Below are 14,468 nucleotides of genomic sequence, written 5' to 3'. Positions count from 1 at the left end.
TAGGTATTGACTTGACGTGCACGTAAACCTGTAGGATAGAGCCATGAAGTACTTCATAGCCACAGGAAAGGAGAATTCATGATTACCACTCAGCTGAGTAAAATCGGAGAGGTGTCGGCGGTATGTGGAATTATTGCAGACGCAGGGGGTTGCCAAGGGCAATGCCATCGTTCTGTTATTGGAGCAGTCGAAGAAGATTAATCTGGACGTTGCTGCTATGTTCCGTGAAGAAGAATTGAATATAGGGACGGAGGAATCAGGGAGAATGGAACATCAATTAGTGAAGCTGGAGGATCATCAGGTCCGGTTTATTGAATTGAAGCCGATGAAGGTGGCGTACTATCAGACTACTGCAGGGAATCAGCCGGAGGATGAGGCGTGGAATGTGCTCTATGCATGGGTGAAGGAAAAAGGGTTAGACCAGGTTTCGGCCACCCGGTATTTCGGCTTCAATCAGCCTGGTGCCCAGAATGAGCATGGTTATGAGATGTGGGCTACGGTCTCTGAAGACAAACCCTCGGGCGAGGTACGGATCAAGCAGGTAAGTGGCGGTCTCTATGCCGTCTCCAGCTTATACGGTCTCGATATCCCCGAAGCCTGGAACCGCTTAAATGAATGGGTGCAGAGCAGTAAATATCAGCCGGGTCCGGGTCAATGGCTGGAGGAGCACTTCCTTTTCAACGGGGATATGTTTGTTAACGAAGCGTTCCAGCTCGATCTTTATTACCCCATAGCCGTGCAGGCGAAGGGTTAATCCGTACATGTACTAAGGCCATCCTGCGAGGAATGGCCTTTACTCTTTTGAAGGGAAAACGGGGTGGTTAACAGAAATAGTATAGGAGAGAGAAAACTAGCAAAACGGAAGGATAGAGCCATGAGCAACTTCATCTTGAAGCATTGGACGGAGGAGCATGAGCTGCCACCCTCTGTGTGACACAACGATTGAGAGCATTGTGAAGTACAATGATGATCCTTGGACCATTGTGGATGCTTGGACGAGCCTGGATTATGAGGGCGGTACAATCAAGCAATTAAGTATTGAAGACCGGACATTAACCGCGGTGAATGAGCATGATGAGCTGAGGATCGAGATCAATCTGGATCATCTTACAGAGATGAAGCTGATCCCATGCCGCAAGTAGAATCAAGAAATGCCTTATCCAGTATTCTAGAATGACTATAGAGCGGTTGGAACGAGGGGGTGAACGGACGGTGTACGAGTGGCACAGGCAGATTCAGACCATTGTCGATGATATGGACCACAGCATTAAGCAGCATAACAGTGAGGCCATAACGCTGCAATCTCTCGCTGACAAGCTGGGCTATTCGGAGTTTCATACGACGAGGAAATTCAAAGAGATATCCGGGATGCAGCTTAGGGATTACCTTCGCCACCGGAAGCTGGCTTTTGCACTGAAGGAGGTGCGGGATAGCGGAAAAAGCATTCTGGATATTGCGCTCGACTATGGATTCTCCTCTCATGAGGCCTTTACGCGGGCGTTCAAGGTGACCTACGGTGTGGCCCCAAGCGAGTACCGGAGGCACCCGTATCCTGTCGTCCTTCGTACCAAAATCAACCCGTTTGACCGCTACTTATTCGGACTAGGAGAGGTTGGCATGGTAAAATCTACAGAAGAGGTTAAAATTTATTTCGTAACCATTCCCGCGCACAAATTCCTGCACATTAAGAACTACGAGAGCAACGGGTACTGGGATTTCTGGCAGAAGCAGAGCCTGATTCCGGGGCAGGACTGCGAGACCATCAGCGGCTTGCTGGATAGTATCAAGGGCAAGCTGGATGATGACGGCGGAAGCGATACGAACAGCGGCAACGGTCAGATCATGGCCTATATGAATGACCCGGACGGCAGGCTCTGCGATTGGGGATTTCCGCGTACAGAGTGCTATGGGGTACGTCTCCCCTATGATTATGAAGGCGAAGTCCCCGCGCAGATGCTGATGGCAGATGTCCCTGAGGCCGAGTATATTGTGTTTGAGCACGGACCGTTTGATTACGAGCAGGAGAACCGCAGTGTCGAGGAACGGATGGAGCAGGCGATGGCCGCTTTTGACTATACAGGCACTGGCTATTGCTCCGACCCTACCCCCGGCCGGATCATCTACTTCTATTTCAACCCGGAGCGGTACTTCAAGTATGTCCGGCCTGTACGGAAGTCATAATTAAGGCCAAGCGCCTGCTGCTTTCATAGGGTGGGTGCTTTACTATATATCAATAATGAACCTAAGGAGTATATCCATGTATGACGCTAATCCGGGCTGGCTTGCCCATTGCACAGAAATTATAGATGTAGCAGATTTGTTACCGGCCCCCTCCACAATGCGTCTGGATCAGGCTGCCCTCCTGTTGGTAAGTGACGGCCAAGCCATGCTGTCGATCAACGGGCATGAAGAGCAGCTTCTTTTCGGCCAGTTAATTGCTCTTGAGAAAGGTTCGGTCATCCGGCTAGCCTCTGCCAATCATTTTGATTTCTCGGGCTATTTGATTAGCTTCAATACCTATGACACAGAAATGCAATCTCCTTGCGATTGGAATACAGACCGGGCGGCGGGCTATAGGGTTCAAAGTGTGCCTGAAGCGGTGGTAGCAGAGATCCGGTCTTCCCTCACCAGGAGCACCGGGCCGCTTGGCATCACCATGAAGCAGTACATTCTATACCATTTGTTAAAAGAATTACAGCAGGAACAGCCAACCGCTGACAGCACACTTGAGCAAAGATTGGCGCGCACGGTGATTTATATGCAGCAGAATTATCATCAAATGATTACAAGAGATGAACTGGCGGCAATCGCCGGATACAGCCCGTCCTATTACTCCAGGAAATTCACCCAGCTCTATCATAAAACACCGGTGGAGTATCTGATCCGTTACCGGATGTATCGTGCTCAGGAGTGGCTGCTGCTTACGGACGACTCCTCCAGACAGGTGGCGAGGAAGACAGGCTTTGAAGATGCGCAATATTTCAGCCGGCAGTTTAGACAGGTAGCCGGGCTTCCGCCCATGCGGTTCAAATCATCGGTTGCAGACAGCCGGATATGCTTCCTCTCCGCGGCACATGCAGAGATAGCAATAGCCTTAGGGGTAATCCCCCAATCTGTTGTTATTGTCAGTGCCTTAACCCCGGACTATCAACAACCCTTGTTCCATATGCATGGAGTGACCTTACTGGCCATGCCGCAGTATGTCACTCTGCCGGACCTCATTGCAGAGCAAGAGCCCGATCTGATTGTTGCTGAGCATTTAACAGAAGAGTTGAAACAATATTTCCGGGCCATTGCTCCCATCCTAACGAGGCTGCCGGATGATCTGAGTGCACTGATCAGCTATTTCGGCACATTGTTCAACCGGGAGGCCCAGGCAGCACAGCTCATTGCCGGGCTTACTGTACAGGCCGATCTCTTGAGAAACAAGCTGCAACGGCAACTTCCGGGCGGCTCCACCGTTCTGTACCTTCGTGTTGAAGAGCTCGGCTATCGTTATATCGGTGAATCCTCCAGCGATGCAGCTACCCTGCTATACAAGGAGCTGGGGTTAACCATGCCTGAGATTGTCCGTGCCCACGAGAACAGCTTCAATCCATGCACATTGCAGCAATTAGCGGAGGCCAATCCTACGTATCTATTCATTGAGAAGCGTATTATGGATTACTATAGCGCAGATCTTAGCCTCTCGAAGCTACAGACCAGTGAGAAATGGGCCGCCTTAGACGCGGTGAAGAATAACCGGGTGATCTATGTGGATACCGGGCTATGGATTAATAATTGCAGCGCGTATGGCAAAAGGGCAATCCTGCAGCAAATGGAACAGGCTATGTTGGAAAGCGGGGCTCCAGAGACACAATAATCCAATGTTTACGACATTTTAGGCTATAGTAGGTTCTATCATTATTCCTTATAATTTGATAGTGATAATCATTATCAAAGAAAAGAGGCTGCAATGTAATGAGAAAACCTATGCTCTATATACTTTCTATGCTAGTTATTCTGACTTTGGCTGCTTGCTCCACCACTAAGGCAGGCAGCGGCAGCACGGCGAAGGCTACAGAAGGGCCTGGTGAGGCTGCCACACGTGTTGTGACAAGTGCTTTTGGTGACATCACCATTCCTGTGAAGCCGAAGAACATGCTGGTCCTTAACTCTAATTATGCCGAGAACTTAATTGAAATCGGCGTGATTCCTAATATGGTCACCCTTGTACAAGAGATTGAACCCGAGTACCGTCCGAAATTATTCAATGACAACAAGGTGACAATGATTGAGGTTCAGCAATATGAAGAGAATCTTGAACTTATTCTTGCCGCAGCACCAGATCTGATTATTGCAGATAGCGGGACGATTGATGCTAAAAGGTATGAAGCTCTGAGCAAGATTGCGCCTACGGTTGCAGTCGAGGCTGGGGGTACGGTGAAGGAAATCGTTACTTCGCTTGGCAAGCTGTTCGACAAAGAGAAGCAAGCTGAAGTAGCACTGAGCAAATATGATGACAAAATAAAAGCCGTCAAACAGACACTGCAACAGGCTCTGGGGGATCAGACAATTCTCGTCTTGCGTGTGGAGCAAAGCCAATATCGGGTGTTGGGCCAGGAGGCTGGAAGCCCCGGAAGCGGCATTTTGTATAACGAGCTGGGACTACATATTCCGGAGCAGTTAAAAGACCATAAAGAATGGTTCACGCCGATATCATTGGAGGTGTTCCCCACCCTTAAGGCAGATCATATCTTCGTAGAGCAACGCATGATGCAGAATTACAGCAGTGAGCAGTCTATGAAGGACTTGGAGCAGTCTCCGATATGGAATGCGATGGACGCTGTGAAAAAAGGGCGTGTGTACCGCTTGGAGACAGCCGATTTTGTAGTGGGTGAAGGACTGATCGGCACGCCGCTGCTCCTGGATTATCTGGTAGACAAGTTGGTGCCCTAATGGAACAGGATATCTATGACGTCATTATCATCGGCGGGGGCCCCGCCGGGATGTATGCAGCCTTCTATAGCGGAATGCGGGAGATGAAGACGAAAATCATCGAAGCCAAGCAGGAACTGGGCGGATTCATGCGCACCTATCCCGAGAAGCTGGTATGGGATGTTGGCGGGATCGGGCCTGTCCGGTGCGAGGAGATCATCCATTCGTTAATCAGACAAGCGGCTACTTTTGACCCAAGTATTGTATTCGGGCAGGAAATCGCCCAGATGGAGAAGCGTGATGACGGTATATTCATACTCACAGCGGATTCAGGAGAGAAGCATTATTCCAGAACCATCATTCTGGCTACGGGGCGCGGCATTACGAGTATTCAGAAGCTGAATATTGAAGGGGCTGACCGCTATGAACTCAGCAACCTTCACTATACCGTCACGAACGTCAATAAGTTCAATGGGAAAAGAGTGCTAATCTCCGGCGGAGGCGATTCGGCAGTCGATTGGGCGGTCGCTATCGCTAAGGTTGCGAAGGAGGTGTATGTCGTTCATAGACGGGATGACTTCAGCGCCTTCGAATCCTCGGTGACCGAGATGAAAGCTCTGGCTACAGTGTATGTTCCCTATACCGTATCCCGGCTACACGGCCATGAAGGCAGAATCGAATCGGTGACCCTGCAGCAGGTGAATGCCCAAGAAACGGTCCGCATGGAAGTGGATGAGGTGCTGGTAAATCACGGGTTCGACCGGGATTTCGGCGGGGCGATCCTCGAATGGGGGCTGGAGCATGAAGAGTTCGGCATCTCGGTAACCCCGGCCATGTTCACGAGCATGCCAGGCATCTTCGGCGCAGGCGATATTGTAACCCATGCGGGAAAGGTAAGGCTGATCGCCGGTGCCTTCAATGATGCGGTGCTTGCCGTCAACAGTGCCAAATTATATATCGATCCCACCGGCTCCAAGATGGCCGGGGTCTCCTCCCATAATGACCGTTTTGCGGACAAGAATGAGGAAGAGCGGCAGAAGTACAAAGCATCGCAGAGCAAGTGAGCATATAAAGTAGCGGTGCATACGAGCGCACAAGCCAAAGGGCTTGTGCGTTTTGCTGTAGCGGAAAGTGGAGGGCGTATTTTATGATTAAGCGATATTAAGATTATTCAAGATTTAGAAATGATTGTGAAAGGTGGGTGCGTAGTTATGAATGAATTTAATGTGAAACAATTCACAATTTGGATTGAGGCCCGAAGAAGGTGCAGCCGACCTCTGCTGCTTGTCCTAATGGCTATCCTTCTGATCAGCAGCCTGACAGCTTGCAGCGGCAACTCCTCAGCGGGCGAGGAAGCAAGTCCGTCTACACAACCAGCCAGTCTATCGGCACTTCCTGCCCAACTGGCCCAGGCAACGCCTGTGGCCACCCCGCTAACGACCAAAGCGACCGGCCAGATTTATCTGTATGGCGAATCCCATGGAGTAGCCAAGATTATGGACAAGGAGTACGAAGCTTGGTCTGATTATTACCACAACAAGGGAATGAGGCACCTATTCGTGGAGCAGTCCTATTATGCTGCCGAATACTTGAACCTGTGGATGCAGTCAGACAATGACGACATTCTGGAGGAGCTTTATCAGGATTGGGAAGGGACTCCGGGTCACGTTCCCTATACGAAGACTTTTTTTCAGAAAATAAAAAGCGGGTGTCCGGATACTATTTTCCACGGGACTGATGTTGGGCATCAACGCGATAAAACCGGTAAGCGGTTTTTGTCTTATCTTGCGGACAACAACCTCACCGGATCAGAGATGTACACCTTAACTACCGAGGCCATTCAGCAGGGGCTGATATATTACAGGAGTTATGATAATGTATACCGGGAGAATAAAATGGCGGAGAATTTCATCCGTGAATTTGAAAAGCTGGGCAGCGAGAACATCATGGGCATTTACGGCGCAGCGCATACCGGAGTCAATGAAATGGAACTTATCACCCAAGCGGTTCCTTGTATTGCGAATCAATTACGGAAGCACTACGGCCGCAACCTGCATTCCGAGGACATTAGCTGGATGGCAAAGGATATTGAACCGCTCAGAGTGGATGAAATCACCATGCAGGGCAAAAAGTATGCGGCATCGTATTTTGGGAAAAGTGATTTGAGCGGATTCAAGGATTACGCCTTCCGGGAGTTTTGGCGATTGGAAGGAGCTTATGCAGATGCGAGCAAGCTGCCGCTGACGGATAATGTTCTTACGTATGACCAATACCCGATGCTGATCGAAAAAGGCCAGGTCTTTGCCATCAGCTATACCAAAACAGACGGTACCACGGAAAGAGAATATCATGTGGCTAACGGTAAGAAGTGGGAGGACATGGATGCAACAGTGCAAATTAAGGTAACGGAATGACCTGTTGTATGTAAGCAAACCTGCGGAAATGGTATATTAGTCTAGGAGTTTCCATTTCTTAAGCAGATGGGCAGGTGTAACATTTGGACATGAATAATGGAAAAGGGAAAGCTCAAGTTGTGGAATTTATGACTTGGGCGGAGGAGAAGGGCTGGGAGATAAGGAGGAAGTCCGGTTCTCAGCTACATTTAGATAGCGGCATTACTTCCCGATATACAGGACTACCTGATGAGTATTTAGAATTTCTAAAGGTGGTTGAGACGTGCGTTGCACCGGATGAGCAAACCTGGTTTATGGGTGAGGCAGAGTTCAATCATAGTGCGGAAACCGAATTCCGGTGGAATGAATTTGAACTCCTAAGTTTGGAGGCCGCAGCGGGTGATTCAGCTTGGCAGTCTGAGATCACAGCCTGGTGGGATCACCACTTGCCGATCGTAATGTCTGTGGAGGATGGTTATTCCTTCTATGCCATTGCAACGGATAGCGGGGCTATTGTTCATGGATGTGAGCCTGAATTCGAAGAGGTTGAGAAGGTAGCCGATTCGTTTGGAGAATTCCTGGCCTGGATGATGTCGAATTCGAATAGATAGATTCTAAGATGCAGAAAGATCAGAACCTGAGGAACTTGGTTCTGATCTTTTTTATCATTCTCTTGCTTCAATCCTGCTCCCGGTCTCTGTCATACTCAAGTTCAACCAATTTAATGAAATAGGAGGGAGTAATCTTTAAACCTCTGCAAAGTTCAAATATTTTGGTGATGGACGGCTCGTTGCGGCCGACCTCGATCATAGAGATATAGGAACGGTCTACATTACATTCGTGAGTAAGGTCCTCTTGGCTCAAGCCTTGTTTGAGTCGTATCGCTTTAACGGTTTTTCCGATAATTTGTTTAAGGGTATTGGGTGTATCGTTCAAGGAAAATACTCCTTGTATGTCCATGATCTATCCCTGCCCAGCCATCTCCACAAACCTACACATTGCACTGGAGAGCATGGCGTTGCGGCGGTATATCAACCATACCTCTAGCTTCCGGTATTCTTCAGGGAGGCGGTGGGAAGTGATTCGTCCGGCCTCTTCCGCCTTGCGGATCGAGGACTTAGGCAGCAGGGAGACGCCGAGTCCGGCAGATACTCCGTTTAGAATCATTTCCAGCGTGCCGAATTCCCGGATCTGAACCGAGTGCATCCCGCTCTCACGCAGGAAGCGCTCCGCTTTAACCCGGTGCGTACAGCCAACGTCGAAGAACAGCATGGGCTTGTGCAGCAGTTCTTGGAGTTCGCTCTCCCCCGGTTCAGCAATTAGCACCAGCTCCTCCTCGTAAGCCACAATATGCCCGATATCCGGCTGGTCTATGGGGCCGTATACGAAGGCACCATCCAGCTTATGATCAAGCACCTTGTGCAGAAGGTCATGCGTTTCACCCGTGATGAGCGACAGATGGACATCAGGGTAGCGTGAATGGTAGCCGGCGATCATGGATGTCAGATGAATGACCGCCGTCGTCTCAATAGAGCCAATCCGCAGCGGACCGGCCGGGTGCTCGGAGTATTGTGTCGATTGTACAGCTTCGTCCATTAGCAACAGTATAGCATTCGCGTATTCCAGCAGGTTCTCGCCCGCAGGCGTTAACATCATTCCCCGATTGGACTGGTGAAACAGCGGTACCTTCAGCTCAGCCTCCAGGAACTGAATCCGGCTCGTCACATTCGACTGTACATAGTTCAAGGCTTGCGCAGCTCTTGTAATCGTACCCTCACGGGCCACAGCCTGAAAAATCCTCAAATCTCCACTTTCCATTGCGGTGTCACCTTCTGTATATCATAATCTATGGTAGTACCTTCCGATGCTGATCATTGTACTGAATTCCATCATTGATGCTTCCCATCAATGAATGGTCAATCAATGGGGTTGTCGATGTGATCCTCATAGTAATCGAAGTATAACTGCTTCTGCGTCCCTCTTACCGCATAGAACACATCGGCTACGGACTTGCCCCGCTGCTCAAGCGCCTGATTTAGCCACTGGGCGGTCAACCCGTTGTGGGCGAGATTGTCTTCAATGATCCTGCCGTCCATGATCAGCTCAACCGGGAAGGACTGGACTGCTGCGGCGTGCAGCTTCAGATCCTTGCGCGTCACCCACTCATATTCGCTTTTCTTCTTGACCGACAGCTTCCCGTGGCCTTCCAGGCAAGCGTACTCCACCTCCTCCAGATTGAAAATATCCTTCTCGCGCAGCGATTGAGCCAGGGAGTCTAAGGTGTAACGGATGCTTCGCATGTTGTCCTCAAGAATAGTCCCGTCCTCAATGATAACGGTTGGCGTACCGGATACCCACCGGTTCCATGTCCGGCTCTCCAGCGCGGCCTTGGAGACGAGGAAAGAGATGGCGAAGAAGATCAGCAGCGATACGGCGATGAGCCCATAGCTCAGCTTGTTATTAAACGCCAGATTCGCTGCAATGGAGCCCAGCGTAATACCGCTCACGAAGTCATGGAAGGTCATATTGGAGATCGTCTGCTTCCCGAGGATTCTCGATGTTACCATAAGGAGGACAAAAGCGGCGATCGTTCGTAAGATAATTTCCAGATAAGTTGGCAACAGGCATACTCCTTACTCTATGTTCTTAGGGCAGTTAGACTAGCTTACACCCTAAGAATAGCCCTAAACCTGCCGTAATAGACATTCGTAAAAAGCATTTGCAATAAGCCTGGCACACCAACGGTCTCGGGTCTTCTGTTACCACACCCCGAAGCCCGGATCATACTCCCGGACGGCTGAATAAATCCCCTCCACTATACGGGGAAGGTCTTCTTCCGGGTAGCCATAGTCCTCGGGCATGGCCTGCGGGGGAACAATAGCAGATACGCTGCCGGGGTACAGCTCAATCTTATGCCTTTCCAGCCCAATCTGGAAAGAATCCTTGAATGTCAACCCGTCATGGACCAGAAAAAAGTACATGTCGTGGAAATCATCCTCTTCAATGATGAGCACACCATGTTCGTTCAGCTTCATAAGATAACCTCCTGCTCGAATAGTGTTACATCTATTATATTCGATTGATTATGAGCGAAGCGCGGTAGGACAGGGGAGTTGCCGACTCGTATTTCTTGAAGATCTTAATGAAATAGCCGGCATCGCAAAAATTCAAGTGATTGCTGATCTCGTTGACTGACCAATCGGTTGTTGCCAGCAGCTCCTTCGCCCACCCGACCTTCATGCGGGCGACATATAGGGAGAAATGCTCGCCCATCTCCCTGGTGAACAGGCGGCTGAAGTAGCTGGGGCTGATATGGCATAGCTGCGCCAGCGATTTCAGCGAGAAATTCTCCTCCCGGTGGCTTAGCATATAGTCCAAAGCAGGCTGCAGCGTAGGACTTATGCATTCCGTCTTGTATGCGCTTCCCGAAGAGACCGGAGTCTTGGGAGCCGAAGGCGGCTCTACAGGCAGAGGCGGCAGCTCAAGCTGGAGCTTGGACTCCTGCGGGTTCAAGGCCTCAACCTGCCGGTTCCTCTCCAGCAGCTCATGCTTCAGGATCGATTCCTTGACCACATAGTTGCACAAATGATAGAGCATATCGGCGGTGGCCACAACCTCCCCATAGGTCATGACGGGCAGCAGTTCGTACTTGCGGGCCCGATCCTCCGTCATGGCTTCCTGCTGCGGGCGGGATACAATCTGCTCCAGATTCGGGCCGCTTCCCTCCGCCAGCCGGATCTGTCCGGCCATCAGCGCACCGATGTACTGATTATCGACAATGATAGGTATAGCAATGTCGAGAATATCGAAGTGGCAGCGGTAGATATAGGGCCGGCTCAGCCGCACAGCCTCCAGACCTCCGCGCGCGTCACATTTTTGACAATAGGCTGAGAATTCCTTGTCGCTGCGCACGGTCTGGCAGAAGGCCTGACAGCGGCTATGTGCCGTAACCGGCACGCCTTTATAATCAACCATAATGATGGCCATGCGTGTCACAAGGGACAACGATTCCTGAAGCTTGCCCCATTCGTCCATATCAATGATATACTTCAAGTCGAATTTGGATTGCATCCGGCTCACCCTTTCCATCTACAGTCATAATGAGAACAGGATAATTATAATTCAGAATCTGGGCAACATAATAATACTATTTTGCAGCATATTAATTCGTTTGCTTTGTCCCATGCGCCCCTCTATCCAGTTGTCTATAATGGGGACATACGACTCGAGGAGGAATGAAAGAATGAGAAGAACCTTTATCAGCCCGGCTAAGTACACACAAGGTGAAGATGAGCTGCTTCAATTGGGATACTTCGTCAGTACTTTCGGCACATCGGCTCTGCTGATTGCGCACCCGGATGATGTGAAGCGTGTGCAAGCCAAGCTCGATGCCACCAGCAGTCAATTCGGCATTACACTGGTGAAGGGGGATTTCCAGGGCGAATGCTCCCGGCAGGAGATTTCCAGACTACAGGAGCTGGCCCGTGAGCACAAGTGTGCCTGTACTATAGGTCTTGGCGGCGGCAAAGCGATCGACACGGCTAAATGTGTGGCAGAAGGCGATGCGCTGATTATCGTTCCTACCATTGCGGCCACCGATGCACCCACCAGCCATTCTGCTGTTATTTACACTTCTGAAGGCGCTTTCGAGGATTATGCTTACTTCAAAGCCAGCCCATCGGTTGTGCTGATTGATACTACTGTTATTGCGCAGGCTCCTACCCGCTTCCTGGTATCCGGGATGGGCGACGCCCTCTCCACCTACTTCGAGGCCAGAGCTACTGCGGCATCCTATTCGAATGTCAATGCGGGGCTTCCTTGCGGAGTGCATGCAGGCGTGATTACGGAGGCCAAAGGCACCAAAGCCGCGCTGGCCCTTGCCCGCTTATGCTACGATACACTGCTGGAGGATGGCGCCAAGGCCAAGCTGGCTTGCGATCAGAACGTGGTGACACCGGCGCTGGAGAATATTATTGAAACCAACATCCTGCTGTCGGGGCTCGGGTTCGAGAGCAGCGGCCTGGCTGCCGCACATGCTATCCATAACGGCCTGACGGCGCTTGAAGGCACTCATCATTATTATCATGGCGAGAAGGTAGCCTTCAGCACGATTGCACAGCTCGTTCTGGAGAATGCGCAGCAGGCAGAGATCGATCAGGTGCTGTCCTTCTGCCACTCTGTGGGGCTTCCCGTATGCCTGGCTGATATTGGTGTCGCTTCCATCTCCCATGAGGAGCTGATGGAAGTGGCCCGCAAGGCGTGTATCCCGGAGGAGTCGATTCATTCGATGCCGTTCCCGGTTACCGCTGAAGCGGTTGCCGCTGCCATTGCTGTTGCTGACAAGCTGGGCGAAGCCTTCAAGAAGAGCAAGGAGCAGCGCGTATGAAAAAGATAATCAACGACCCGTCGGACCTCGTCCGTGAGATGTGCAGCGGACTGGTGATGGCTCATCCGCAGCTGACATTCGACAGCAAATACAAAATTATCTCCAGGTCTGCGCCGAATCCTGACAAGGTAACGCTGATCAGCGGCGGGGGCAGCGGCCATGAGCCGGCGCATGCCGGGCTGGTCGGACCGGGAATGCTGGATGCCGCAGTCTGCGGCGATGTCTTCGCCTCCCCGTCACAGATTCAGGTCTATCAGGCGATTCGCAACCATACCGGCCACAAGGGCGCGCTGCTGATCATCAAGAATTACAGCGGTGATATAATGAACTTCCAGAATGCAGCTTATCTGGCGGCTGAGGATGGCCTCGCTGTGGACTATGTGAAGGTTGATGATGATATTGCAGTAGAAGACAGCCTGTATACGGTGGGGCGCAGAGGGGTTGCAGGCACGATTCTGGTGCATAAGGTTGCCGGGGCGGCTGCCGAGGCCGGACTGCCGCTGGCAGAGGTGAAGCAGGCCGCGCAGCATGCGGCAGAGCATGTGCGCAGTCTTGGTTTTGCTTTTACCTCATGCACGGTTCCGGCCAAGGGTACGCCTACCTTCCAGCTTCAGGAGGATGAGATGGAGTATGGGGTCGGCATTCATGGGGAGCCGGGCATCCGCAGAGAAAAGCTGCTGAGCGCCGATGAGCTGGCGGAACGTATGATCACTGCCCTGCTGGCCAGTCTGAACCTGGATCAGCCGGACGGCGGAGAGGTAGTGGTGCTGGTCAACGGCTTCGGCGCAACGCCTCTGCAGGAGCTGTACCTGCTCAATCACTCCGTAATCCGTAGTCTGGGAGAACGGGGGATCATCATCCGCCAATCTCTTGTGGGCAACTATATGACCAGCATAGATATGGCCGGTGCTTCCATCAGCCTGATGAAGCTGAATGATGAGCTGCGCAGATGGCTTGCTGAGCCTTGCGATACTCCGGCGCTCCGGCTAACGGGCGACCTTGCGCCGGTACAATACGTCAGCCCTCTTCCGCAGCAGGAGGCTCAGGCTGAGTGGAGCCTGACGGCCGAGACCGATCCGGGCTTCGCTGTCCTCCGTGACGAACGGCTGCGGCTTACGAATATCATCTATCTGGTGGATAAGATGAGCGAGATTATTATCGCGAATGAGGCTCCCTTCTGTGAGCTGGACGCCCATGCAGGTGATGGAGATTTCGGGATGAGCGTCGCCAAGGGCTTCAAGCAATTGAAGCGGGAATGGAAGGAGCTACTTCAGCATCATTCCACGAATATTGGGAGCTTCCTTCAGGCCTGCTCCCTGATCATTATGGAACATTGCGGCGGAGCCTCCGGTCCGATCTGGGGCTCAGCCTTCCGTTCAGCAGGCAAATATGCCGCAGGCCGCACCTCGCTGAATACGCTGGAGATGGCCGGAATGCTGGAAGCAGCGGTTCAGGGCATCCAGGCTACCGGCGAACGCTCCTTCGGACGTGGAGCAGTTGTAGGCGATAAGACGCTGATCGATGCGCTGATTCCTTGTGCTGAAGCCTGGAAGAGCAGTGCGGAGCAGAAGCTGTCCCTGAAAGAGGCCTTTGCCAGAGCGGCCGAAGCGGCTGTTGAGGGGGCCAGACGCACAGAAGCTATCGTCGCGCGGATGGGCCGGGCCGGGACGGTGGGCGAGCGCAGCATCGGCTACCCGGATGCGGGCGCATTTGCCCTGGGGGTTATTTTCACAGAGCTGTCTAACGCTGTTCAGTAAGTGTTCCAACGTTAT

15 protein-coding genes are annotated in these 14,468 nt (G+C 51.6%); 10 read left to right on the top strand and 5 right to left on the bottom strand.

Annotated features, from left to right (window positions below):
- Window positions 1-124 precede the first annotated feature (124 nt).
- The 8 genes from MKZ07_RS22720 to MKZ07_RS22685 all read left to right on the top strand — a co-directional run bounded on the left by MKZ07_RS22720 (window position 125) and on the right by MKZ07_RS22685 (window position 7,921).
- The gene (locus tag MKZ07_RS22720) at window positions 125-754 is read left to right on the top strand and encodes an AraC family transcriptional regulator (protein ID WP_341027632.1); all 630 of its coding nucleotides are present in this window, start codon (window positions 125-127) and stop codon (window positions 752-754) included.
- Between the two features lie 157 nt (window positions 755-911).
- Window positions 912-1,142, top strand: coding sequence for a hypothetical protein (locus MKZ07_RS22715; protein WP_036691520.1), 231 nt, complete (start codon window positions 912-914; stop codon window positions 1,140-1,142).
- Window positions 1,143-1,212: 70 nt separating this feature from the next.
- A complete protein-coding gene (locus MKZ07_RS22710; RefSeq protein ID WP_036691522.1) occupies window positions 1,213-2,181 on the top strand; it encodes a helix-turn-helix transcriptional regulator in 969 nt (322 codons plus the stop codon).
- Between the two features lie 76 nt (window positions 2,182-2,257).
- Entirely contained in the window at window positions 2,258-3,862 is a 1,605-nt protein-coding gene (locus tag MKZ07_RS22705; protein ID WP_051493222.1) for a helix-turn-helix domain-containing protein, read from the top strand.
- 98 nt (window positions 3,863-3,960) lie between these two features.
- Window positions 3,961-4,938 carry an ABC transporter substrate-binding protein gene (locus MKZ07_RS22700; RefSeq protein WP_036691523.1) on the top strand — a complete coding sequence of 326 codons (978 nt, stop codon included), beginning with the start codon at window positions 3,961-3,963 and terminating at the stop codon, window positions 4,936-4,938.
- The gene (locus MKZ07_RS22695) at window positions 4,938-5,981 is read left to right on the top strand and encodes an NAD(P)/FAD-dependent oxidoreductase (protein WP_341027628.1); all 1,044 of its coding nucleotides are present in this window, start codon (window positions 4,938-4,940) and stop codon (window positions 5,979-5,981) included. The genes MKZ07_RS22700 and MKZ07_RS22695 overlap by 1 nt, the downstream gene beginning before the upstream one ends.
- 147 nt (window positions 5,982-6,128) lie before the next feature.
- Complete coding sequence (locus tag MKZ07_RS22690) at window positions 6,129-7,331, top strand: hypothetical protein (protein ID WP_341027627.1); 1,203 nt, start codon at window positions 6,129-6,131, stop codon at window positions 7,329-7,331.
- A gap of 89 nt (window positions 7,332-7,420) precedes the next feature.
- Window positions 7,421-7,921, top strand: a complete 501-nt coding sequence (locus MKZ07_RS22685; protein ID WP_036691738.1) for an SMI1/KNR4 family protein — start codon at window positions 7,421-7,423, stop codon at window positions 7,919-7,921.
- A 67-nt stretch (window positions 7,922-7,988) separates the two neighbouring features.
- Here the strand turns inward: MKZ07_RS22685 and MKZ07_RS22680 are convergent, their stop codons facing one another.
- The 5 genes from MKZ07_RS22680 to MKZ07_RS22660 all read right to left on the bottom strand — a co-directional run bounded on the left by MKZ07_RS22680 (window position 7,989) and on the right by MKZ07_RS22660 (window position 11,381).
- Window positions 7,989-8,246, bottom strand: a complete 258-nt coding sequence (locus MKZ07_RS22680) for a helix-turn-helix domain-containing protein (protein WP_179090422.1) — start codon at window positions 8,244-8,246, stop codon at window positions 7,989-7,991.
- Between the two features lie 27 nt (window positions 8,247-8,273).
- Window positions 8,274-9,128 (bottom strand): LysR family transcriptional regulator, encoded by an 855-nt coding sequence (locus MKZ07_RS22675; RefSeq protein WP_341027623.1) that lies wholly within the window; start codon window positions 9,126-9,128, stop codon window positions 8,274-8,276.
- A gap of 98 nt (window positions 9,129-9,226) precedes the next feature.
- The gene (locus MKZ07_RS22670) at window positions 9,227-9,931 is read right to left on the bottom strand and encodes a DUF421 domain-containing protein (RefSeq protein ID WP_036691529.1); all 705 of its coding nucleotides are present in this window, start codon (window positions 9,929-9,931) and stop codon (window positions 9,227-9,229) included.
- 138 nt (window positions 9,932-10,069) lie between these two features.
- Window positions 10,070-10,345, bottom strand: coding sequence for a hypothetical protein (locus MKZ07_RS22665; RefSeq protein ID WP_341027617.1), 276 nt, complete (start codon window positions 10,343-10,345; stop codon window positions 10,070-10,072).
- A gap of 34 nt (window positions 10,346-10,379) precedes the next feature.
- Window positions 10,380-11,381 (bottom strand): PocR ligand-binding domain-containing protein, encoded by a 1,002-nt coding sequence (locus tag MKZ07_RS22660; RefSeq protein WP_341027615.1) that lies wholly within the window; start codon window positions 11,379-11,381, stop codon window positions 10,380-10,382.
- A gap of 172 nt (window positions 11,382-11,553) precedes the next feature.
- Here MKZ07_RS22660 and MKZ07_RS22655 point away from each other — a divergent pair, with 172 nt between their 5' ends.
- Both MKZ07_RS22655 and dhaK read left to right on the top strand, forming a co-directional pair.
- Window positions 11,554-12,696 (top strand): glycerol dehydrogenase, encoded by a 1,143-nt coding sequence (locus MKZ07_RS22655; RefSeq protein ID WP_036691534.1) that lies wholly within the window; start codon window positions 11,554-11,556, stop codon window positions 12,694-12,696.
- On the top strand, window positions 12,693-14,453 hold the full coding sequence (gene dhaK / locus MKZ07_RS22650; RefSeq protein ID WP_341027613.1) for a dihydroxyacetone kinase subunit DhaK: 1,761 nt from the start codon (window positions 12,693-12,695) through the stop codon (window positions 14,451-14,453). The genes MKZ07_RS22655 and dhaK overlap by 4 nt, the downstream gene beginning before the upstream one ends.
- Window positions 14,454-14,468: the final 15 nt, after the last annotated feature.

The organism is Paenibacillus sp. FSL P4-0338 (genome assembly GCF_038002365.1).
Lineage (GTDB): Bacteria > Bacillota > Bacilli > Paenibacillales > Paenibacillaceae > Paenibacillus_AQ.
The sequence above is the reverse complement of the archived record's forward strand: the minus strand, read 5'-3'. Positions and strand labels throughout refer to the sequence as shown.

Coding starts and splice junctions, on each gene's coding strand:
- MKZ07_RS22655 (WP_036691534.1), top strand. CDS start 11,554: ATGAGAAGAACCTTTATCAGCCCGGCTAAGTACACACAAGGTGAAGAT.
- MKZ07_RS22660 (WP_341027615.1), bottom strand. CDS start 11,381: ATGCAATCCAAATTCGACTTGAAGTATATCATTGATATGGACGAATGG.
- MKZ07_RS22685 (WP_036691738.1), top strand. CDS start 7,421: ATGAATAATGGAAAAGGGAAAGCTCAAGTTGTGGAATTTATGACTTGG.
- dhaK (WP_341027613.1), top strand. CDS start 12,693: ATGAAAAAGATAATCAACGACCCGTCGGACCTCGTCCGTGAGATGTGC.
- MKZ07_RS22705 (WP_051493222.1), top strand. CDS start 2,258: ATGTATGACGCTAATCCGGGCTGGCTTGCCCATTGCACAGAAATTATA.
- MKZ07_RS22695 (WP_341027628.1), top strand. CDS start 4,938: ATGGAACAGGATATCTATGACGTCATTATCATCGGCGGGGGCCCCGCC.
- MKZ07_RS22675 (WP_341027623.1), bottom strand. CDS start 9,128: ATGGAAAGTGGAGATTTGAGGATTTTTCAGGCTGTGGCCCGTGAGGGT.
- MKZ07_RS22690 (WP_341027627.1), top strand. CDS start 6,129: ATGAATGAATTTAATGTGAAACAATTCACAATTTGGATTGAGGCCCGA.
- MKZ07_RS22715 (WP_036691520.1), top strand. CDS start 912: ATGAGCTGCCACCCTCTGTGTGACACAACGATTGAGAGCATTGTGAAG.
- MKZ07_RS22665 (WP_341027617.1), bottom strand. CDS start 10,345: ATGAAGCTGAACGAACATGGTGTGCTCATCATTGAAGAGGATGATTTC.
- MKZ07_RS22700 (WP_036691523.1), top strand. CDS start 3,961: ATGAGAAAACCTATGCTCTATATACTTTCTATGCTAGTTATTCTGACT.